This window comes from Anaerobutyricum soehngenii (assembly GCF_009697165.1).
GTDB lineage: Bacteria > Bacillota > Clostridia > Lachnospirales > Lachnospiraceae > Anaerobutyricum > Anaerobutyricum soehngenii.
In genome coordinates, this window is record NZ_VULP01000006.1 from 77951 (window position 1) to 94224 (window position 16274).

Sequence of the window (16274 nt, forward strand, 5' to 3'; positions counted from 1 at the left end):
AAAAACACTATGTTCATTAACACACTCCATTATCCACTTTTTCGCACTTTCTATTATCCAGTAATAGTGAACTACTTTCCCCACAACACCTCTTTTTCTCCCACAAAAAAAGGCTCCGAACCTACTATGTAGATTCAGAACCTTAAAGTGTATAGATTATTCATTTTTACAAAAAACTGAATAATAAGGTTTGCGAACAAACACATCAAGCTACTCAAACTCTATCGTTCCTGGCGGTTTGCTCGTCAGATCGTAGAATACTCTGTTTACACCTTTGACTTCGTTGATGATTCGGTTCATAACTTTATTAAGTACTTCGTATGGTAACTCAGCGGATTCTGCAGTCATGAAGTCGATTGTCTTTACAGCGCGAAGTGCTACTGCGTAGTCGTAGGTTCTCTCATCGCCCATTACGCCAACGGAGCGCATGTTTGTGAGTGCTGCAAAGTACTGATTGATTTCCTGGTCGAGACCTGCATTCGCGATTTCTTCGCGGTAGATGGCATCGGCATCCTGAACGATCTGTACTTTTTCTGCGGTTACTTCGCCAATGATTCGGATTCCGAGTCCTGGACCTGGGAAAGGCTGGCGGAATACTAACTTTTCAGGGATTCCGAGTTCCAGGCCGGCTTTTCGTACTTCGTCTTTGAAGAGGTCGCGGAGTGGTTCGATGATTTCTTTGAAATCAACGTAGTCAGGGAGTCCTCCTACGTTGTGGTGGGACTTGATTACTGCGGATTCACCGCCAAGGCCGCTTTCTACAACGTCTGGGTAAATGGTTCCCTGTGCGAGGAAGTCTACTGCACCAATCTTCTTAGCTTCTTCTTCGAAAATACGGATGAATTCTTCTCCGATTATCTTACGTTTTGCTTCTGGTTCCGTTACGCCTGCTAACTTATCGTAGTATCTCTGCTGTGCATTAACACGAATGAAGTTTAAGTCGAACTGTCCTTCTGGACCGAATACGCTTTCTACTTCGTCGCCTTCGTCTTTACGGAGAAGACCATGGTCTACGAATACACAAGTTAACTGCTTGCCGATGGCTTTGGATAATAATCCGGCTGCTACGGAGGAGTCTACTCCGCCGGAGAGAGCGAGTAATACTCGTCCATCGCCTACTTTTTCACGAATTTCTTTTACGGTGTTCTCTACAAAGGCATCCATCTTCCAGTCGCCTGCGCATCCGCATACGTTTAATACGAAGTTGGATAACATCTTCGTTCCTTCTACTGTATGAAGTACTTCCGGATGATACTGGATTGCGTATAAGCCTTTATCTGCGTTCTCTGCGGCTGCTACCGGACAGTCCGCTGTATGGGCGCTGATGGTAAATCCCGGAGCTACTTTGGAAATATAGTCAAAGTGACTCATCCAGCAGATTGTCTTTTCTGATACATCTGCAAAGATTTTAGAATCTTTCTTATCTACGAATACTTCAGTTTTTCCGTACTCACGTACCGGCGCTGCTTCTACTTTACCGCCAAGGATATGCATCATAAGCTGTGCGCCGTAGCATAAACCGAGTACAGGGATTCCCAGTTCAAAAAGTTCTTTTGTATAGGTTGGGGAATCTGCCTCGTAGCAGCTGTTTGGTCCACCTGTTAAAATGATTCCCTTTGGGTTCATTGCTTTGATTGTTTCAATGTTTGTTTTATAAGAATAAATCTCACAGTACACGTTACATTCGCGAACGCGGCGTGCAACAAGCTGATTATACTGTCCACCGAAATCTATTACTATAACGGTTTCTCTTTTCAAAGATGTTCCTCCTGTCTTTTATCGTTCTGTACTTTATTCTATAACATTTTCCGTTTGCTTTCTACCCCTAATAGAAAAAAATTTTTTCTTTTGCTCAGATAATAGAAGTCCACCGAGTACTAACAGGATTCCCAAGCCGGATAAAAATGTTATTTTTTCATGTAGAATAATGACGGATGTTACCGCTGTTACTACCGGAGCGAGGTAGATATATACGCTTGTTTTGATTGCTCCAAGTATTCTTACTGCCATGTTCCATGTGACAAAGCAGATGGCGGATGCTCCAAGTCCCAAATAGAAAATGTTGAATAGGTATGCCGGTGTGGCGAAACGGGTCAGATCCCATTTAAAATCAAATATAAATAATGCCGGGATCATAAATAGTATTCCATAGAAAAAGGTTCTTCTTGTTGCCTGAACTACAGAATAACCAAAACTTCCTATTTTTTTGGAAAGTACGGAATAAAATGACCAGATTATTGCCGCACCAACAGAAAGAAGATCTCCAATCGGATTTAAATGCATCGTTGTTCCGCTAAAGCTAATGAGTGAAATTCCAATGAGGGCAATCACACACCCCATGAAAAATGCTGGTCGAAGTTTTCCCTCTTCTTTTAAGAAAATGCTTGCTGTAATTGCGGTAAATACCGGTGCGATTGAAACGATGACTCCTACATTCGATGCCTGTGAATAAGTAAGTGCTACATTTTCCATTAAATAATACAGTGTCATTCCGGTAAGTCCTGCTGCTGCAAATGTCAGCTCCTGCTTCCAGCTTTTAAATGGCAGGCGGTGCGGATTCATAATCCACAGTAGAATAAATCCCATGACAAAACGGAAAAACAAAATCTCTACTGGCTGAAATGCCTGAAGCAAGATTTTTGTAGAAATGAACGTTGTTCCCCAGATAAAAATCGTAAAAATGGCAAGAGCATGACCAAATGCTTTTTTATTTTCCATATTTTCCTCCTCTTTAGTTTTTATAATCTTCTCTCATTTTAAATACACTCTCACCATTGTATCTCAAACTTGCAAAAAAGTCATGGGCGAAAAAATATTTTTATTTTGTGTTGACATTTTCTCGTCCTGCATGTATTATTGTATTAATCACTTAGTACAATAATACAGAACTTTATTGTAAGGAATTTATTACATTTTCCTGCAAAATAGAATTGTATCAGATGTGAGATGACGCGCAGCTTGCAGAAAAAATGCCGAGGCATTCTTGAATGTAAGTGTTGATAACTTAAAGGAGGTGTTATAAATGTCTTGGAATCTTGACTCCAGCCGTCCAATTTACGCTCAGATTATCGAGAAAGTATCGCTGGATATTGTATCAGGCAAATATCAGCCGGGCGACAAACTTCCTTCGGTCAGAGATTTAGCTGCTCAGGCGGGGGTAAATCCCAACACAATGCAGAAAGCTCTTTCCGAATTAGAAAGAGAGAACCTGGTTCATTCCGCAAGAACAAGCGGGCGATTTATTACAGAGGACAAAGCTATGATTGAAAAAATGAGAGAGGAACTGGCATCCACACAAATCAAAGAATTTCTTAATAAAATGTCACAGATGGGATTTGATTACGAAAAGACAATCACTTTACTTGAAAAACTCGGAAAGGAGAATCAAAAATGAGTACGATTCTGGAATGTAAAAATCTATCCAAAAAATATGGACGCAAACAGGCACTCGACAATATTACTCTTTCCTTAGAATCCGGTAAAATTATCGGTCTTCTCGGGCCAAATGGCAGTGGAAAGACTACTTTAATCAAGTTAATCAACGGATTACTTGCTCCAACAGGCGGAAAACTTTTTATCAATGGAAATACCCCTGGAGTCGAATCGAAAAAAATCGTCTCCTATCTCCCGGAGCGTACCTACTTAGATGAAACACAGAAAGTTTCAGAAGCAATTACATTATTTGAGGACTTTTATGAAGACTTCGACAGAAGCCGGGCAATTTCCATGTTAGAAAAGTTAAACATTGATTCAAATGCCCGAATCAAAACCCTTTCGAAAGGAACAAAAGAAAAAGTACAGCTAATCCTTGTCATGAGCCGCCGCGCTAAACTTTACTGTCTCGATGAGCCGATTGCCGGAGTGGATCCCGCTGCAAGAGATTATATTTTAAGTACGATTATCAACAATTACGAACCCGATTCCACCATCTTCATCTCCACACATCTTATTTCTGACGTGGAAAATATTTTGGATGAAGTTGTTTTTATCAAAAACGGACATATCGTCCTGAAAAATGATGTGGAAGATATTCGTTTTAATCAGGGAAAATCAGTAGATGTATTATTCCGGGAGGTATTCAAATGTTAGGAAAATTATTTAAATATGAATGGCGTTCTATTTCAAAGCTTCTACTGCCAATTCATGGATTCGTGTTATTATTTGCCCTCTTATCCCGCTTTTATTTTACAATAAGCGGAGGAACAGACGCTTTATTAAACACCGATTCCACTATCATAGGTACATTGACAATGCTTCTTATTTTTGCTCTTGTTATTGTCATTTCAAGTATTGCTATCTTTACTTATATATATAGCGGCTATCATTTTTATAAAAATGTATTTACCGACCAGGGCTACCTTACAAATACCCTGCCTGTAACACCATCACAGCTCTTACTTTCAAAAGAACTTGCTGCTTTACTATGGCTTCTTATTGACGTTGTAGTTATCAGCATATCTATCTTTATTTTGGTAGGAAGTACAGAGCTTTTCTCTAACTTTAGTATTTTCTGGCGCACTCTGATGCGCTATGCAAGCCAGACACCGCTCTTTACAACATTAGTTATTATCGCCCTTGTTCTAGCACCATTCCTGCTAATTGATATACTGTTTTTCAGTATCACCCTTGGAAACCTTGCCTCCAGCCACAAAGTACTTGCTTCCATTGGGGCATATGTTGGAATTTATGTTGTTCAGCAGATATTTGGATTAATCCAGCTTGTAGTCTGGGGATACTTCGGCAGCACTACAATTATGCGGGTGAATATTTACAGCAATAACTACTTCTTTAAAACTTTCCTTAATCCAATTCTGATTACAGGACTTATCTTTAATATTATTCTGATTGCCGTATGCTGGATGGGAAGTAAATACATCATGACGAAGAGACTGAATCTTCAATAGAAAAATTCTGATTTGTGAGGTTACGGAGCAGACGAACTCCTGAAAGTCTCCCTCAAATCTTTCTCAAAACAATTTCTGAGTTTGCATAGGCAGCCAAAGACAGCTCCCAAAGAGAGAGCATACCTTATATTTGTGGCCTCGGAGCAAGATTTGGATACGAGCGTGTATAAGCGAGTATTCAAACCGCCGCGACTAAAGTCACAAATATAAGGTATGGTCTCTTTTTGGGAGCGTCTCTTTTGCCTACGGCAATCAGAAATCGACCTATAGAATTACATATTCCTTATATTTTTTGAGGTCTTTAAGCAGACAGCTCATCGTTATTTTCGTTCCCTCTGCCTCATATTCCGTTTCTTTTACAGTTGCATTTTCATTGAAATAAGACACCAATGCCCCTTCCGTATACGGAATCAGCATCGTACATTCTACATAATCCTGATAAATATGGTTAGAAATAAGCTGTACGAGTTCTTCTAAACCAATATTCTGTCCGGCTGCCATATAGATGCAGTCTTTTCCGATATGTGGAAGCTCTGCTGGAACATCTTCTCTCCCATTTGCCTTCGCAATATCGCATTTATTAAAGACATGAATACATGGAATCTCATCTGCGCCAAGTTCTTTTAATGTCTCACGAGTAACTTCCATATGCTCCATATAATGTTCATCAGAATAATCCACAACTTCTAATAACAGATTGGCATATTTCACTTCTTCTAATGTCGAATGAAACGCTTCTACCAGATTATGTGGAAGCTTACTGATAAATCCGACCGTATCAGAGAGAAGAAACTCCCTCTTGTCCGGCAGATGAATCTTACGGACTGTCGTATCCAGGGTGGCAAAAAGCATATTTTTCGCCATAACTTTTCTATCTTCCTTTTTCTCCTCATTTTCTTCATATTTATCAATAAATGCATTTAAAAGAGTGGACTTTCCCGCATTCGTATATCCGACTAAAGCAACCTGGGGGATTCCCTGAACCAGACGACGCTTTCTTTGCGTTTCTCTGTTCTTCTCTACCTCACGCAGTTCCTTTTTCAGTTCACTGATTCGATGACGAATCTTTCTTTTATCTAATTCCAGCTTCTTCTCTCCGGCACCTTTATTAGAAAGGCCACCGCTTCCGCCACCCTGACGGCTCAATATCTCGCCCATTCCGGCAAGTCTCGGAAGCTCATACTGAAGCCTTGCCGTCTCTACCTGAATCTGCGCTTCTCTCGTTCTTGCTCGTGAAGAGAAAATCTGCAAGATCAAATGGGTACGGTCAAACACAGGCCGTTCAATAATATCTTTTAAATTACGAAGCTGCATTGGAGATAAGGTATTATCAAAAATGACAACATCCGCTTCCAACATATGGACAACTGCCTTAATCTCCTCTACACGCCCTGTACCTACGTATACACCTGTATTAATCTGGCTGACATTCTGTGTCTCCACCCCGACAACTTCCATGTCGCAGGCTTCCGCCAGACTTTCTAACTCCTTTAATGCCGTTTCAAACTCCGGATCATTATTTAAATTCACACCGACAAGCAGTGCCTTTGTTCTTTCTTCCAAATAGATACCCCTTTCATGGTAAAATGTCTCTCTTGCAAAATAAGTGACCAGCTTCTGAGTTGTATAATACCTGTATCGCCCCCACTCGTCAACTGTTAAAATACTAAGTTGTAGATTTAGGATAGACGAAAAAAGAAATACTACCCTATCCCATCTGCTCTGTAGTCGCTGTGTTTAAAATGCTCATTCGCATCTTAAACACGCTCCGAAGCCGCATCTGGGATAGGGTAGTATTTCTTTTTTCTGACTAATCTAAATCTACAGTTGGTGAGAATGGGGGATTAAATACTAATTTATTTGAGGGGCTAAAGAAACGAAAAGCAAAAATTTTATATAGAAGAAAATATGAAGATAGTCGCTTCGTAGAAAATGCCTGACCGGCATTTTTACTGGCTCCGACATCATATTTTCTTCTATATAAAATTTTTGCTTTTCTGTCCTTTGGCTCCAGATGAAAATTCGTATTTAAATCTTGGATGGGAATAAGGAGATTGCCCAGAAAGCTATGATTGTAAAACAGAGATGGTATATTATAGGGAATATGATATAGTATAATTACAAATGATAAAGTGTATCGGAGAGGAAGATAAAAAAAATGAATTTTACAACATTATGCTATATAGAAAAAGGAAATAAATATCTTATGCTTCATCGAATATCAAAAAAGAAAGATGGTAATAAAGATAAATGGATTGGGGTAGGGGGACATTTTGAAAAAGGAGAAAGTCCAGAAGACTGTCTTTTACGGGAAGTAAAAGAGGAAACAGGATTAGAGCTTACATCCTATCAATTTCGAGGAATCGTTACTTTTATATCGGATGAGTGGCCAGATGAATATATGTGTCTATATACAGCAGATAAGTATACGGGAGACATCGGAAACTGCGATGAGGGGGAACTTGTCTGGGTGGAAAAAGAAAAAATTATGGATTTAAACATATGGGAAGGTGATAAGATCTTTTTAAAGCTTCTGATGGAAAATCAACCATTTTTTTCATTGAAATTAGAATATAAAGGAGATAAACTAATAAACACAGTCTTAAATAAATACTAAGTTGCTGGGGACACAGACGCCGCTTTAGTAGAAGATATTGAGCTGAATTGTAGTTAGTCTTCTAAAGAAAAAAGAATGGTTATAAGTTTGATTTTGTTCCGTTGCGCTAAGCATTCCATTCTGCCCAGAAAAACAGGAACTTGGGAAAAACGAGTCCCAAGTTCCTATGGTCAGAATTCCATAGCGCAAAGTCACAAAACGCAATACTTATAACCATTCTTTTTTCTTTACCATAGTTTTCTTACAATTCAGCAGGAAATTTTGTTTCAGAGGCTGACAGTTTAATATTCAAGTCGAGCCGTCGCGAGACTTGGCGCGTGATTCTGGTCAGCGTAAGCTGAGATAAATAACAAATTAGTGATTTATGTTGGAAAGATAACAATTTGAGTGTCAATCCTTTAGAATTTAATTTTCCGGAAGACCATAGCCTTCTGGCACATTCCATGTTGTTAAACCGTAGATTTAGATAGTCAGAAAAAAGAAATAATACCATATCCCAGATGCGGCTTCGGAGCGTGTTTAAGATGCGAACGAGCATTTTAAACACAGCGACTACAGAGCAGATGGGATATGGTATTATTTCTTTTTTCGTCTACACGAAATCTACAAATTCGTATTTAAATATTTCCTCAGGTATTTTCCCGTATAGGATCTCGGTTCGTCTGCGACTTCTTCCGGGGTGCCGCAGGTTACCATCGTTCCGCCGCCTTCGCCGCCTTCTGGTCCCATATCTATGATGTAATCCGCTGTTTTGATTACTTCTAAGTTATGCTCTATGACGACAACGGTATTGCCACCTTCTGTTAAACGCTGTAAAATGTCTACTAATTTATGAACGTCTGCAAAGTGCAGTCCTGTTGTTGGCTCATCTAAGACATAAATAGTCTTGCCGGTGCTCTGACGGCTTAGTTCTGTCGCAAGCTTTACTCGCTGTGCTTCTCCACCGGAAAGGGTCGTGGATGGCTGTCCTAACTTAATGTAAGAGAGTCCTACATCCCGTAATGTTTCTATCTTTCTTCGGATTGATGGTACGCTCTCAAAGAATTCGCAGGCTTCATCGACGTTCATGTCTAATACTTCAAAGATATTCTTACCCTTGTACTTTACTTCTAATGTTTCTCTGTTATACCGCTTTCCATGACAAACTTCACAAGGGACATATACATCTGGAAGGAACTGCATTTCAATCTTTAAAATACCGTCACCGGCACAGGCTTCACAGCGGCCTCCCTTTTTATTGAAGCTGAAGCGTCCTTTATCGTATCCTCTTGCTTTGGCATCTTTTGTCATGGCAAATAGTTCCCGGATATGATCGAACACGCCTGTATAGGTTGCCGGATTAGAACGAGGGGTACGGCCGATCGGAGACTGGTCAATATTGATAATCTTATCTAACTGTTCTGTTCCTTCGATTTCTTTATGTTTACCTGGCTTGATCCGGGCCCGGTTTAATACACAGGCAAGCTTCTTATAGAGAATCTCATTGACAAGGGAACTCTTTCCAGAGCCGGAGACTCCTGTGACGCAGGTAAATACACCTAATGGGAACTTCACATCAATATTCTTTAAATTATTTTCCTGTGCGCCTTTTACGGTGAGGTAGCCTTGTGGCTGTCTGCGTACTTCCGGAAGTGGAATCTTCCTTTTCCCGCTAAGGTAGGCACCGGTAATCGAGTTTGGATTATCCATCAGTTCCTGTGCTGTTCCGATTGCAACGACTTCTCCACCATTCTCGCCTGCTAACGGTCCGATATCCACTATACAATCTGCTTCTCGCATCGTATCTTCATCATGTTCTACGACAATGAGGGAATTTCCCAGGTCACGCAGGCGCTTTAAGGCTGAAATAAGCTTATCATTATCTCTTTGATGTAGCCCGATACTTGGTTCATCAAGAATATATGCTACACCGACAAGCCCGGAACCGATCTGGGTTGCAAGACGGATTCGCTGTGCTTCTCCACCAGAAAGGGTTCCTGTTGGCTGGGAAAGGCTTAAATAGTCAAGACCGACATCATTCAGGAAGCCGATTCGTCCACGTATTTCTCTTAATACCTGCTTTCCGATCAACTGTTGTCTTTCGGTAAGCTGAATCTCATTAAAATAAGAAATCAAACGCTTTACAGAAAGCTTTGTAAGCTCAGAGATGTTGTACTCTCCTACTGTTACTGCTAATGACTCTGGCTTTAAACGCTGCCCATGACAACTATCGCATGGTGTTACCGTCATAAAGTTTTCATACTCTGCTCTTTGGCGTTCTGAATGATTCTCTCTGTAGCGGCGCTGCACGTTACGGATCAGCCCTTCAAACGCAACATCATATATACCTTCTCCGCGCTTTCCTTTATAATATACCTTTACTTCATGACCATTGGTTCCATGAATGATCACATCCTGTGCTTCCTGACTCAGATCACAAAATGGTGTATTTAGATCAAAATGATATTCTTTTGCTAATGCATCAAGGATTGCTCTTGTGTAACTCTTGGCATCTGTACAGGACTGCCACCCCATCACTGTGATTGCTCCATCTGCGATGCTCAATTTTTTATCTGGAATCATAAGATCAATGTCAAATTCCATCTTAAAACCAAGTCCATGACAGACCGGACAGGCACCAAACGGATTATTAAAAGAAAAACTTCTTGGTTCAATCTCGTCAATACTGATTCCACAGTCCGGACAGGAAAAACTCTGACTGAAGTTCAGCTGTTCTTTCCCAACGACATCAACAAGAAGAATACCTCCAGTAAGCTTCATTACTGTTTCGATCGAATCTGTCAGACGATTCTCAATTCCTTCCTTTATCATAAGGCGGTCTACGATAATTTCAATATTATGTTTCTTATTCTTCTCTAACTGAATCTCTTCCGACAGATCATAAAGATTCCCGTCAATGCGAACACGCACATAGCCGCTCTTCTTCGCATCCTTTAAAATCTTGACATGCTCACCCTTTCTTCCTCTTACAATCGGTGCCAGCAGCTGAATCTTCGTTCTGTCCGGAAGCTTCATCAAAATATCTACAATCTGGTCTACCGTCTGCTTGGAAATGACCTTCCCACACTTTGGACAGTGCGGAATTCCAACTCTTGCATAAAGAAGTCTCAGATAATCATAAATTTCCGTTACGGTACCAACCGTAGATCGTGGATTCCGGTTCGTAGACTTCTGATCGATTGAAATTGCAGGAGATAATCCCTGAATATCATCTACATCTGGTTTTTCCATCTGGCCTAAGAACTGTCTTGCATAAGAAGAAAGAGACTCCATATATCGCCGCTGTCCTTCCGCATAAATCGTATCAAATGCCAGGGATGACTTACCGGAACCCGAAAGTCCTGTCAGTACTACAAATTCATTCCTTGGTATATCTATATTAATATTCTTAAGGTTGTGCTCCCGCGCCCCTCGAATACGAATGTACTCCTTCTTTTCACTCATTCACTTTATCCTTTCCCAATTAGATATATCTCTTTATCAAATGTAGCTCTCTTAATTCAAGAATGCCTCTGCTTTCTTGCTCTCCACCTACAGAGGTGGAGTCATCTCATATCTGATATATCTCTTTCAAATGTATCTCTAAAAACAAAAATCTATTAATCCTCATAATCCCGCAGTGCGATCTTGTACTTCTTCAGTTCATCTCGAAGCTCTGCTGCCTCTTCAAAGTTCAGCTCTGCTGCCGCCTTATTCATCTTCTTCGTGAGCTTTGCTATCATTTCCGTAAGCTCTTTACGGTTCATAGATTCTCTGTCTTTCTTTAAAGCACTGCCTTTTGTATGCTTTCCACCAATACCATCCATGCTGTCATCACTGTCATTCGTAATTGAGATAACATCACGTACCGCCTTCTGAATCGTTGTCGGAGTAATGCCATGTTCCTCATTATAGGCCATCTGAATCTCACGACGGCGCTTCGTCTCTGTGATTGCCGCACGCATAGAATCTGTGATCGTATCACCATACATAATAACGTGACCTTCTGCGTTTCTCGCAGCACGACCAACCGTCTGCACAAGAGAAGTTTCCGAACGCAAAAATCCCTCTTTATCCGCATCAAGAATCGCGATAAGTGTCACTTCTGGAATATCAAGGCCCTCTCTTAAAAGATTAATCCCTACAAGAACATCAAATACATCCATCCGCAAATCTCGTACAATCTCAATTCGCTCTAACGTATCAATATCAGAATGTAGATACTTGACACGAATATCAAGTTCCTTCATATAGGCGGTCAGATCTTCTGCCATCCGCTTCGTTAAAGTAGTCACCAGAACCTTATGCTTCTTCTCTACTTCCTTATTAATCTCACTGATCAGATCATCAATCTGCCCCTCCACCGGACGAACATCGATTGGCGGATCAAGAAGACCTGTCGGACGGATAATCTGCTCCGCACGAAGCATCTCATGCTCCCCTTCGTAAACATTCGGTGTCGCAGAAACAAATAGCATCTGATCAATTCGTTCTTCAAATTCATCAAAATTAAGCGGACGGTTATCAAGAGCAGATGGCAAACGGAATCCAAAATCAACTAATGTCTGCTTTCTGGAACGGTCCCCGGCATACATCCCTCTTACCTGCGGAATCGTGATATGGGACTCATCCACGATCATAAGGAAGTCATCCCCAAAGAAATCGATCAGCGTATATGGCGCCTTCCCAGGCTCTAATCCGGTAAGATGTCTGGAATAATTCTCGATTCCGGAACAAAAACCAGTCTCCTTCAGCATCTCCATATCAAAGTTCGTCCGCTCGGAAATCCGCTGTGCCTCCAAAAGTTGGTCATTCTCCTTAAAATACTCTACTCTTTCATCGAGTTCTTCCTTAATCGTCTTCACTGCACGCTCAATCTGCTCCTGTGGCACAACATAATGAGAAGCCGGGAAAATAGCCGCAAAATTAAGACTTGCCTTAATCTCACCTGTCAGTACATCCACCTGCATGATCCGATCAATCTCATCACCAAAAAATTCAATATGAATCGCATCCTCAAAAGTAGAAACAGGAACAACCTCCAGTACATCTCCGCGTACACGAAAACTTCCTCTCTTAAAATCAAGTTCATTACGTACATACTGAATATCAATCAGCCGACGGACAACTTCATCCCTGTCAATCTCCATCCCCGGACGCAGTGAGATCATCATCTTCGCATAATCATTCTTACTACCGATTCCATAAATACAGGAAACAGAAGAAACAACAATAACATCCTTCCGCTCGATCAAAGCCGCTGTCGCACTATGACGCAGCTTATCAATCTCATCATTAATCGAAGAATCCTTCTCTATATATGTATCTGTAGAAGGAACATAGGCTTCCGGCTGATAATAATCATAATAGGAGACAAAATACTCCACTGCATTATGCGGAAAAAATGCCTTAAACTCACTGTAAAGCTGTGCTGCCAGTGTCTTATTATGCGCTAAGATCAACGTCGGCTTATTCAACTGTGCAATAACATTCGCCATAGTAAATGTCTTACCGGAACCGGTAACACCAAGCAAAGTCTCAAACTGATTCCCTTCTTTAAACCCTTCTACCAGTTGTTCGATCGCCTTCGGCTGATCACCGGTCGGCGCAAACTCAGACACTAATTCAAAATGATCCATGAAGCATCTTACCTCCCTCTTCATCGTAGTATGCTTCCGATTATATCAAATATACGAACAAATGTACATACCAAAATCCAAATATTTGTTCTGATTTAATGTCTTCCGCTTGGATTATTCATCTTATCGTATCGCAATTCATCTAAACTTCCTTATCTAGCTCTTTCTTAAATTGCTCAGCTGTCATGTTCACCTTGGCCGCTGCACTCACAACAGATAAGGTTCCATCCTTTACTAATTCTTTGAGCATCTGGATTTTTCCTTCTGCTTTTCCTTCTAATCGGCTTTCGTTAATCATATCTTTTACTGCTTCACACACATTTATCTTGTCATGGGACACTTATACGGGAATAGTGGTTTTATACCGTCTAACAACAGTTCCCTTGCAATAGCTGGCGTCCGGTATCCGGCATCCGCAATTACCATAGATGGTGTGAAGTTTTTTTAGTTCATTTTCATACCAGAGAGCTTGTTCATGAGCAACTCTCTTCCTCATTTTTTTACTATTTGCGCAGGCTTTTACATGAGTTGCATCAACAAATATCTGTTCCGTATCTACAAGCTTGTACTTCATGTATTCTTCAAGAATCCTGAAAAAAATCTGCTCAAAAAGATCGGTATCTTTAAAACGACGCGTATAGTTTTTACCAAATGTAGAGAAATGAGGAACGGAATCCATCATATCCAGTCCAAGAAACCAGCGGTAAGCAACATTTACTTCAATCTCTTTCATTGTTTGCTGCATGCTTTTTATTCCGTAAAGATACTGAATAAATGGGATTTTTATAAGCATGACAGGATCTATGCTTGGTCGTCCGTTATTAGGATAGTATTTTTCTTCTATCAAGTCATAAATGAAGGACCAATCAATAGCCTTATCGATTAACCGCAACATATGGTTTTGTGGAACCATGTCATCCATACAGAACATAGGCATTTGTCCTCTCTTTTTATCCGCATTTCCCGTCATCATTCCGAATATCATCAATAATCCGACCTATATTACACGTAATCTGTCCTTTACACTGATGAATATCCTCATTGATTTTCTTTTCCTGTTCAATAGCAATCTCTATATTCTTCGCCAGTTCCCCAATTGCAGAATTCTTTTTGGAATTAATTCCCGTTCTGGCTAGTAACAACTTATAGATAAATGTCTGATGTCCATCTTTTTCATTTTGGATAATCTGTTCGGTATTTGGTTCAATATCATCTTCGTATGAATTTTCATAATGTAACAGCAGGAACAATTCAAATGCCGGATTGCTGACCGCTAATATATTATTCTTTTCACCTTCTGCTACCAATTCATCATAATCAAGTACTTTTTCTTCAAAAATATCCCCATCAAATACAACAATCATCTTATCCCGTTCTTTATCAAATGCTATTTCTGGATTTTCTTTCTGATTTTCTGCGAACTCAATCAAACGTCTTGGAAATGAAATATCCCTGTCACCCTCTGTTTTTTCAAGTAACCGGATATCGATTAATGGATGAATATTTAACTCTTTTCGTATATCAATTAACTTTTTGAAATACCATGTTTCGGTATTAGCACCCTCACATATGAAAAAATATTTACGATAAGGCTCAATCTGCTCTTCTTCATCTGTAGTTCTGCTATTCCAATTCGTATAACTTCTTACTGGAGCCAAGGCTACTCCTCCTCTCTCGATGCAGAAATACTTTCTACACTGTCGCGGCAGTCGTCAGGTGCCTGTGCAAGCACATCCGTCTGACTCGTTGCTCGCGCAAAATCAAATGTTGAAAATACCGGTATCGCACCATATCTTCCTTCCAGATATGCCTTGCTCAACACTTTATCATACCTCTCCTTAAAACGATCTAAGGAATAAATAGAGCTTGCATTTTCTGCGTTACGTTCTACAAACCAGATTTCATCCCTTCTAAAAATAGCCTGATCCATAATGGATGATTCATGTGTAGTGAACAATAGCTGCATACGCTGCTCATCATGTAGCTGCATAAACAATTGCAAAAATCGTTCTGTCAGCTTCGGATGTAAGCTTCTCTCCAATTCATCCACAATATAAAGAACGTCTTCTCGTTTATTCAACAGCATATCCATCAAATCGAATAATCTTCTTGTTCCATCAGACTCTTCATCAAAACCGAACTCATAAAATGACTTATTATGCTGCAACCGGATTGTTGTGACCTTCGGTTCAGAATGTCCTTCAACTTCGATATTAAAGAAAGTTTCCTTCGACCTCATCGTCATTCTGAATGATGATTCTTCCTGCTCTTCTACTCTATTTTTTACATGCTGCATCATCTTATCAAATACTGATTTTGGCAATACATTTGATAACTCATCCAATGTAATTTCTTCAATTTTCACCTGGCTGATACCCGTATCAAATGTTTTGATCAATTTGTTAATCAACTTCAGCGAATTATCATCATAATAATATTCCAGATCAATTAATGGTATATCCGGTGTAATAATTGAAATATGGTTCTGAATCCAGTCGTATACATCCCGGAAGAACAACAATTTAGATCGTGTGCTATATTTTTTTCCGCGATTCATTTCTGTCAGGAACAAAGATGTTTCATTTCCTTCAAAATCATCTGCATAAGTTTCAAATTTATTTTTTTCTGTGTTTGTCAGCGTAATGCCATCATTTAACACCGGACGTTTACTTCCTTCTCGCTCAAAGAGACATTTGGCTGAACCATTCTGATATAATTCATATAACCATTCTCCGGTTACTTTTCGTCTACTTAAAACTGCCGAAAATCCATAAGCATAAAATTTGTCACCTACAGTAATCTGAATTTCAAAACTACTTTCTCGTTCCTTATTCTCCTGTCGATTCTTACAAAACATCTGTGTAGCTTCTATTGGAATACCATTGCAGACACTGTCTTTAAAAAATTTAAAGAACAATGCCAGATTGGTCTTTCCAGATGCATTTGCTCCATAAACGACTGCATATTTTAATAACTGGGTACTTTTTATCTTTAACCTGTGATTTGCATTTGTTCGTATTTTATTCGAGGAAATCATTGTCAGCTCTGCTGCTTTATCAAAAGATTTAAAATTTTCAACACTTACTTTTACTAACATTCTTATACACCTCCACCTTTATTATATGTTTTACTCTT

General features: G+C 39.9%; 12 protein-coding genes and 1 pseudogene. 4 read left to right on the forward strand and 9 right to left on the reverse strand.

All coding sequences use genetic code 11. The features are described from left to right. Window positions 1-210: 210 nt before the first annotated feature. Both guaA and FYJ25_RS04735 read right to left on the reverse strand, forming a co-directional pair. Complete coding sequence (guaA, locus tag FYJ25_RS04730) at window positions 211-1758, reverse strand: glutamine-hydrolyzing GMP synthase (protein WP_021906713.1); 1548 nt, start codon at window positions 1756-1758, stop codon at window positions 211-213. Window positions 1759-1791: 33 nt separating this feature from the next. After that, window positions 1792-2718: a DMT family transporter gene (locus FYJ25_RS04735; protein WP_154580670.1), complete on the reverse strand. Its 927-nt coding sequence runs from the start codon at window positions 2716-2718 to the stop codon at window positions 1792-1794. A 304-nt stretch (window positions 2719-3022) separates the two neighbouring features. Here FYJ25_RS04735 and FYJ25_RS04740 point away from each other — a divergent pair, with 304 nt between their 5' ends. Genes FYJ25_RS04740 through FYJ25_RS04750 form a run of 3 tightly spaced genes read left to right on the forward strand, consistent with a single transcriptional unit; the run spans window position 3023 to window position 4904 of the window. After that, complete coding sequence (locus FYJ25_RS04740; RefSeq protein ID WP_005345474.1) at window positions 3023-3394, forward strand: GntR family transcriptional regulator; 372 nt, start codon at window positions 3023-3025, stop codon at window positions 3392-3394. Continuing rightward, a complete protein-coding gene (locus FYJ25_RS04745; protein ID WP_154580671.1) occupies window positions 3391-4089 on the forward strand; it encodes an ABC transporter ATP-binding protein in 699 nt (232 codons plus the stop codon). The genes FYJ25_RS04740 and FYJ25_RS04745 overlap by 4 nt, the downstream gene beginning before the upstream one ends. Further along, complete coding sequence (locus tag FYJ25_RS04750) at window positions 4083-4904, forward strand: hypothetical protein (protein WP_154580672.1); 822 nt, start codon at window positions 4083-4085, stop codon at window positions 4902-4904. Before FYJ25_RS04745 ends, FYJ25_RS04750 begins: the two co-directional genes overlap by 7 nt. A 264-nt stretch (window positions 4905-5168) precedes the next feature. Here FYJ25_RS04750 and hflX read toward each other — a convergent pair whose 3' ends face one another. Then, window positions 5169-6467: a GTPase HflX gene (gene hflX / locus FYJ25_RS04755; RefSeq protein WP_154580673.1), complete on the reverse strand. Its 1299-nt coding sequence runs from the start codon at window positions 6465-6467 to the stop codon at window positions 5169-5171. Between the two features lie 595 nt (window positions 6468-7062). Here hflX and FYJ25_RS04760 point away from each other — a divergent pair. Beyond that, window positions 7063-7521, forward strand: coding sequence for an NUDIX hydrolase (locus FYJ25_RS04760; protein ID WP_154580674.1), 459 nt, complete (start codon window positions 7063-7065; stop codon window positions 7519-7521). Between the two features lie 603 nt (window positions 7522-8124). Here the strand turns inward: FYJ25_RS04760 and uvrA are convergent. From uvrA to FYJ25_RS04790, 6 genes and pseudogenes are all read right to left on the reverse strand, one after another. Next, a complete protein-coding gene (gene uvrA, locus FYJ25_RS04765) occupies window positions 8125-10965 on the reverse strand; it encodes an excinuclease ABC subunit UvrA (RefSeq protein WP_154580675.1) in 2841 nt (946 codons plus the stop codon). Between the two features lie 155 nt (window positions 10966-11120). After that, on the reverse strand, window positions 11121-13139 hold the full coding sequence (gene uvrB / locus FYJ25_RS04770; RefSeq protein ID WP_154580676.1) for an excinuclease ABC subunit UvrB: 2019 nt from the start codon (window positions 13137-13139) through the stop codon (window positions 11121-11123). A 142-nt stretch (window positions 13140-13281) separates the two neighbouring features. Then, window positions 13282-13437, reverse strand: coding sequence for a hypothetical protein (locus FYJ25_RS15130; RefSeq protein ID WP_154580677.1), 156 nt, complete (start codon window positions 13435-13437; stop codon window positions 13282-13284). Window positions 13438-13578: 141 nt separating this feature from the next. Then, window positions 13579-14112: pseudogene (locus FYJ25_RS04780) on the reverse strand (transposase); the annotation flags it as partial. Continuing rightward, a complete protein-coding gene (locus FYJ25_RS04785; protein ID WP_096241006.1) occupies window positions 14090-14797 on the reverse strand; it encodes an RloB family protein in 708 nt (235 codons plus the stop codon). The pseudogene FYJ25_RS04780 and the gene FYJ25_RS04785, both read right to left, overlap by 23 nt. A gap of 2 nt (window positions 14798-14799) precedes the next feature. After that, window positions 14800-16236 carry an AAA family ATPase gene (locus FYJ25_RS04790; RefSeq protein ID WP_154580678.1) on the reverse strand — a complete coding sequence of 479 codons (1437 nt, stop codon included), beginning with the start codon at window positions 16234-16236 and terminating at the stop codon, window positions 14800-14802. Window positions 16237-16274: the final 38 nt, after the last annotated feature.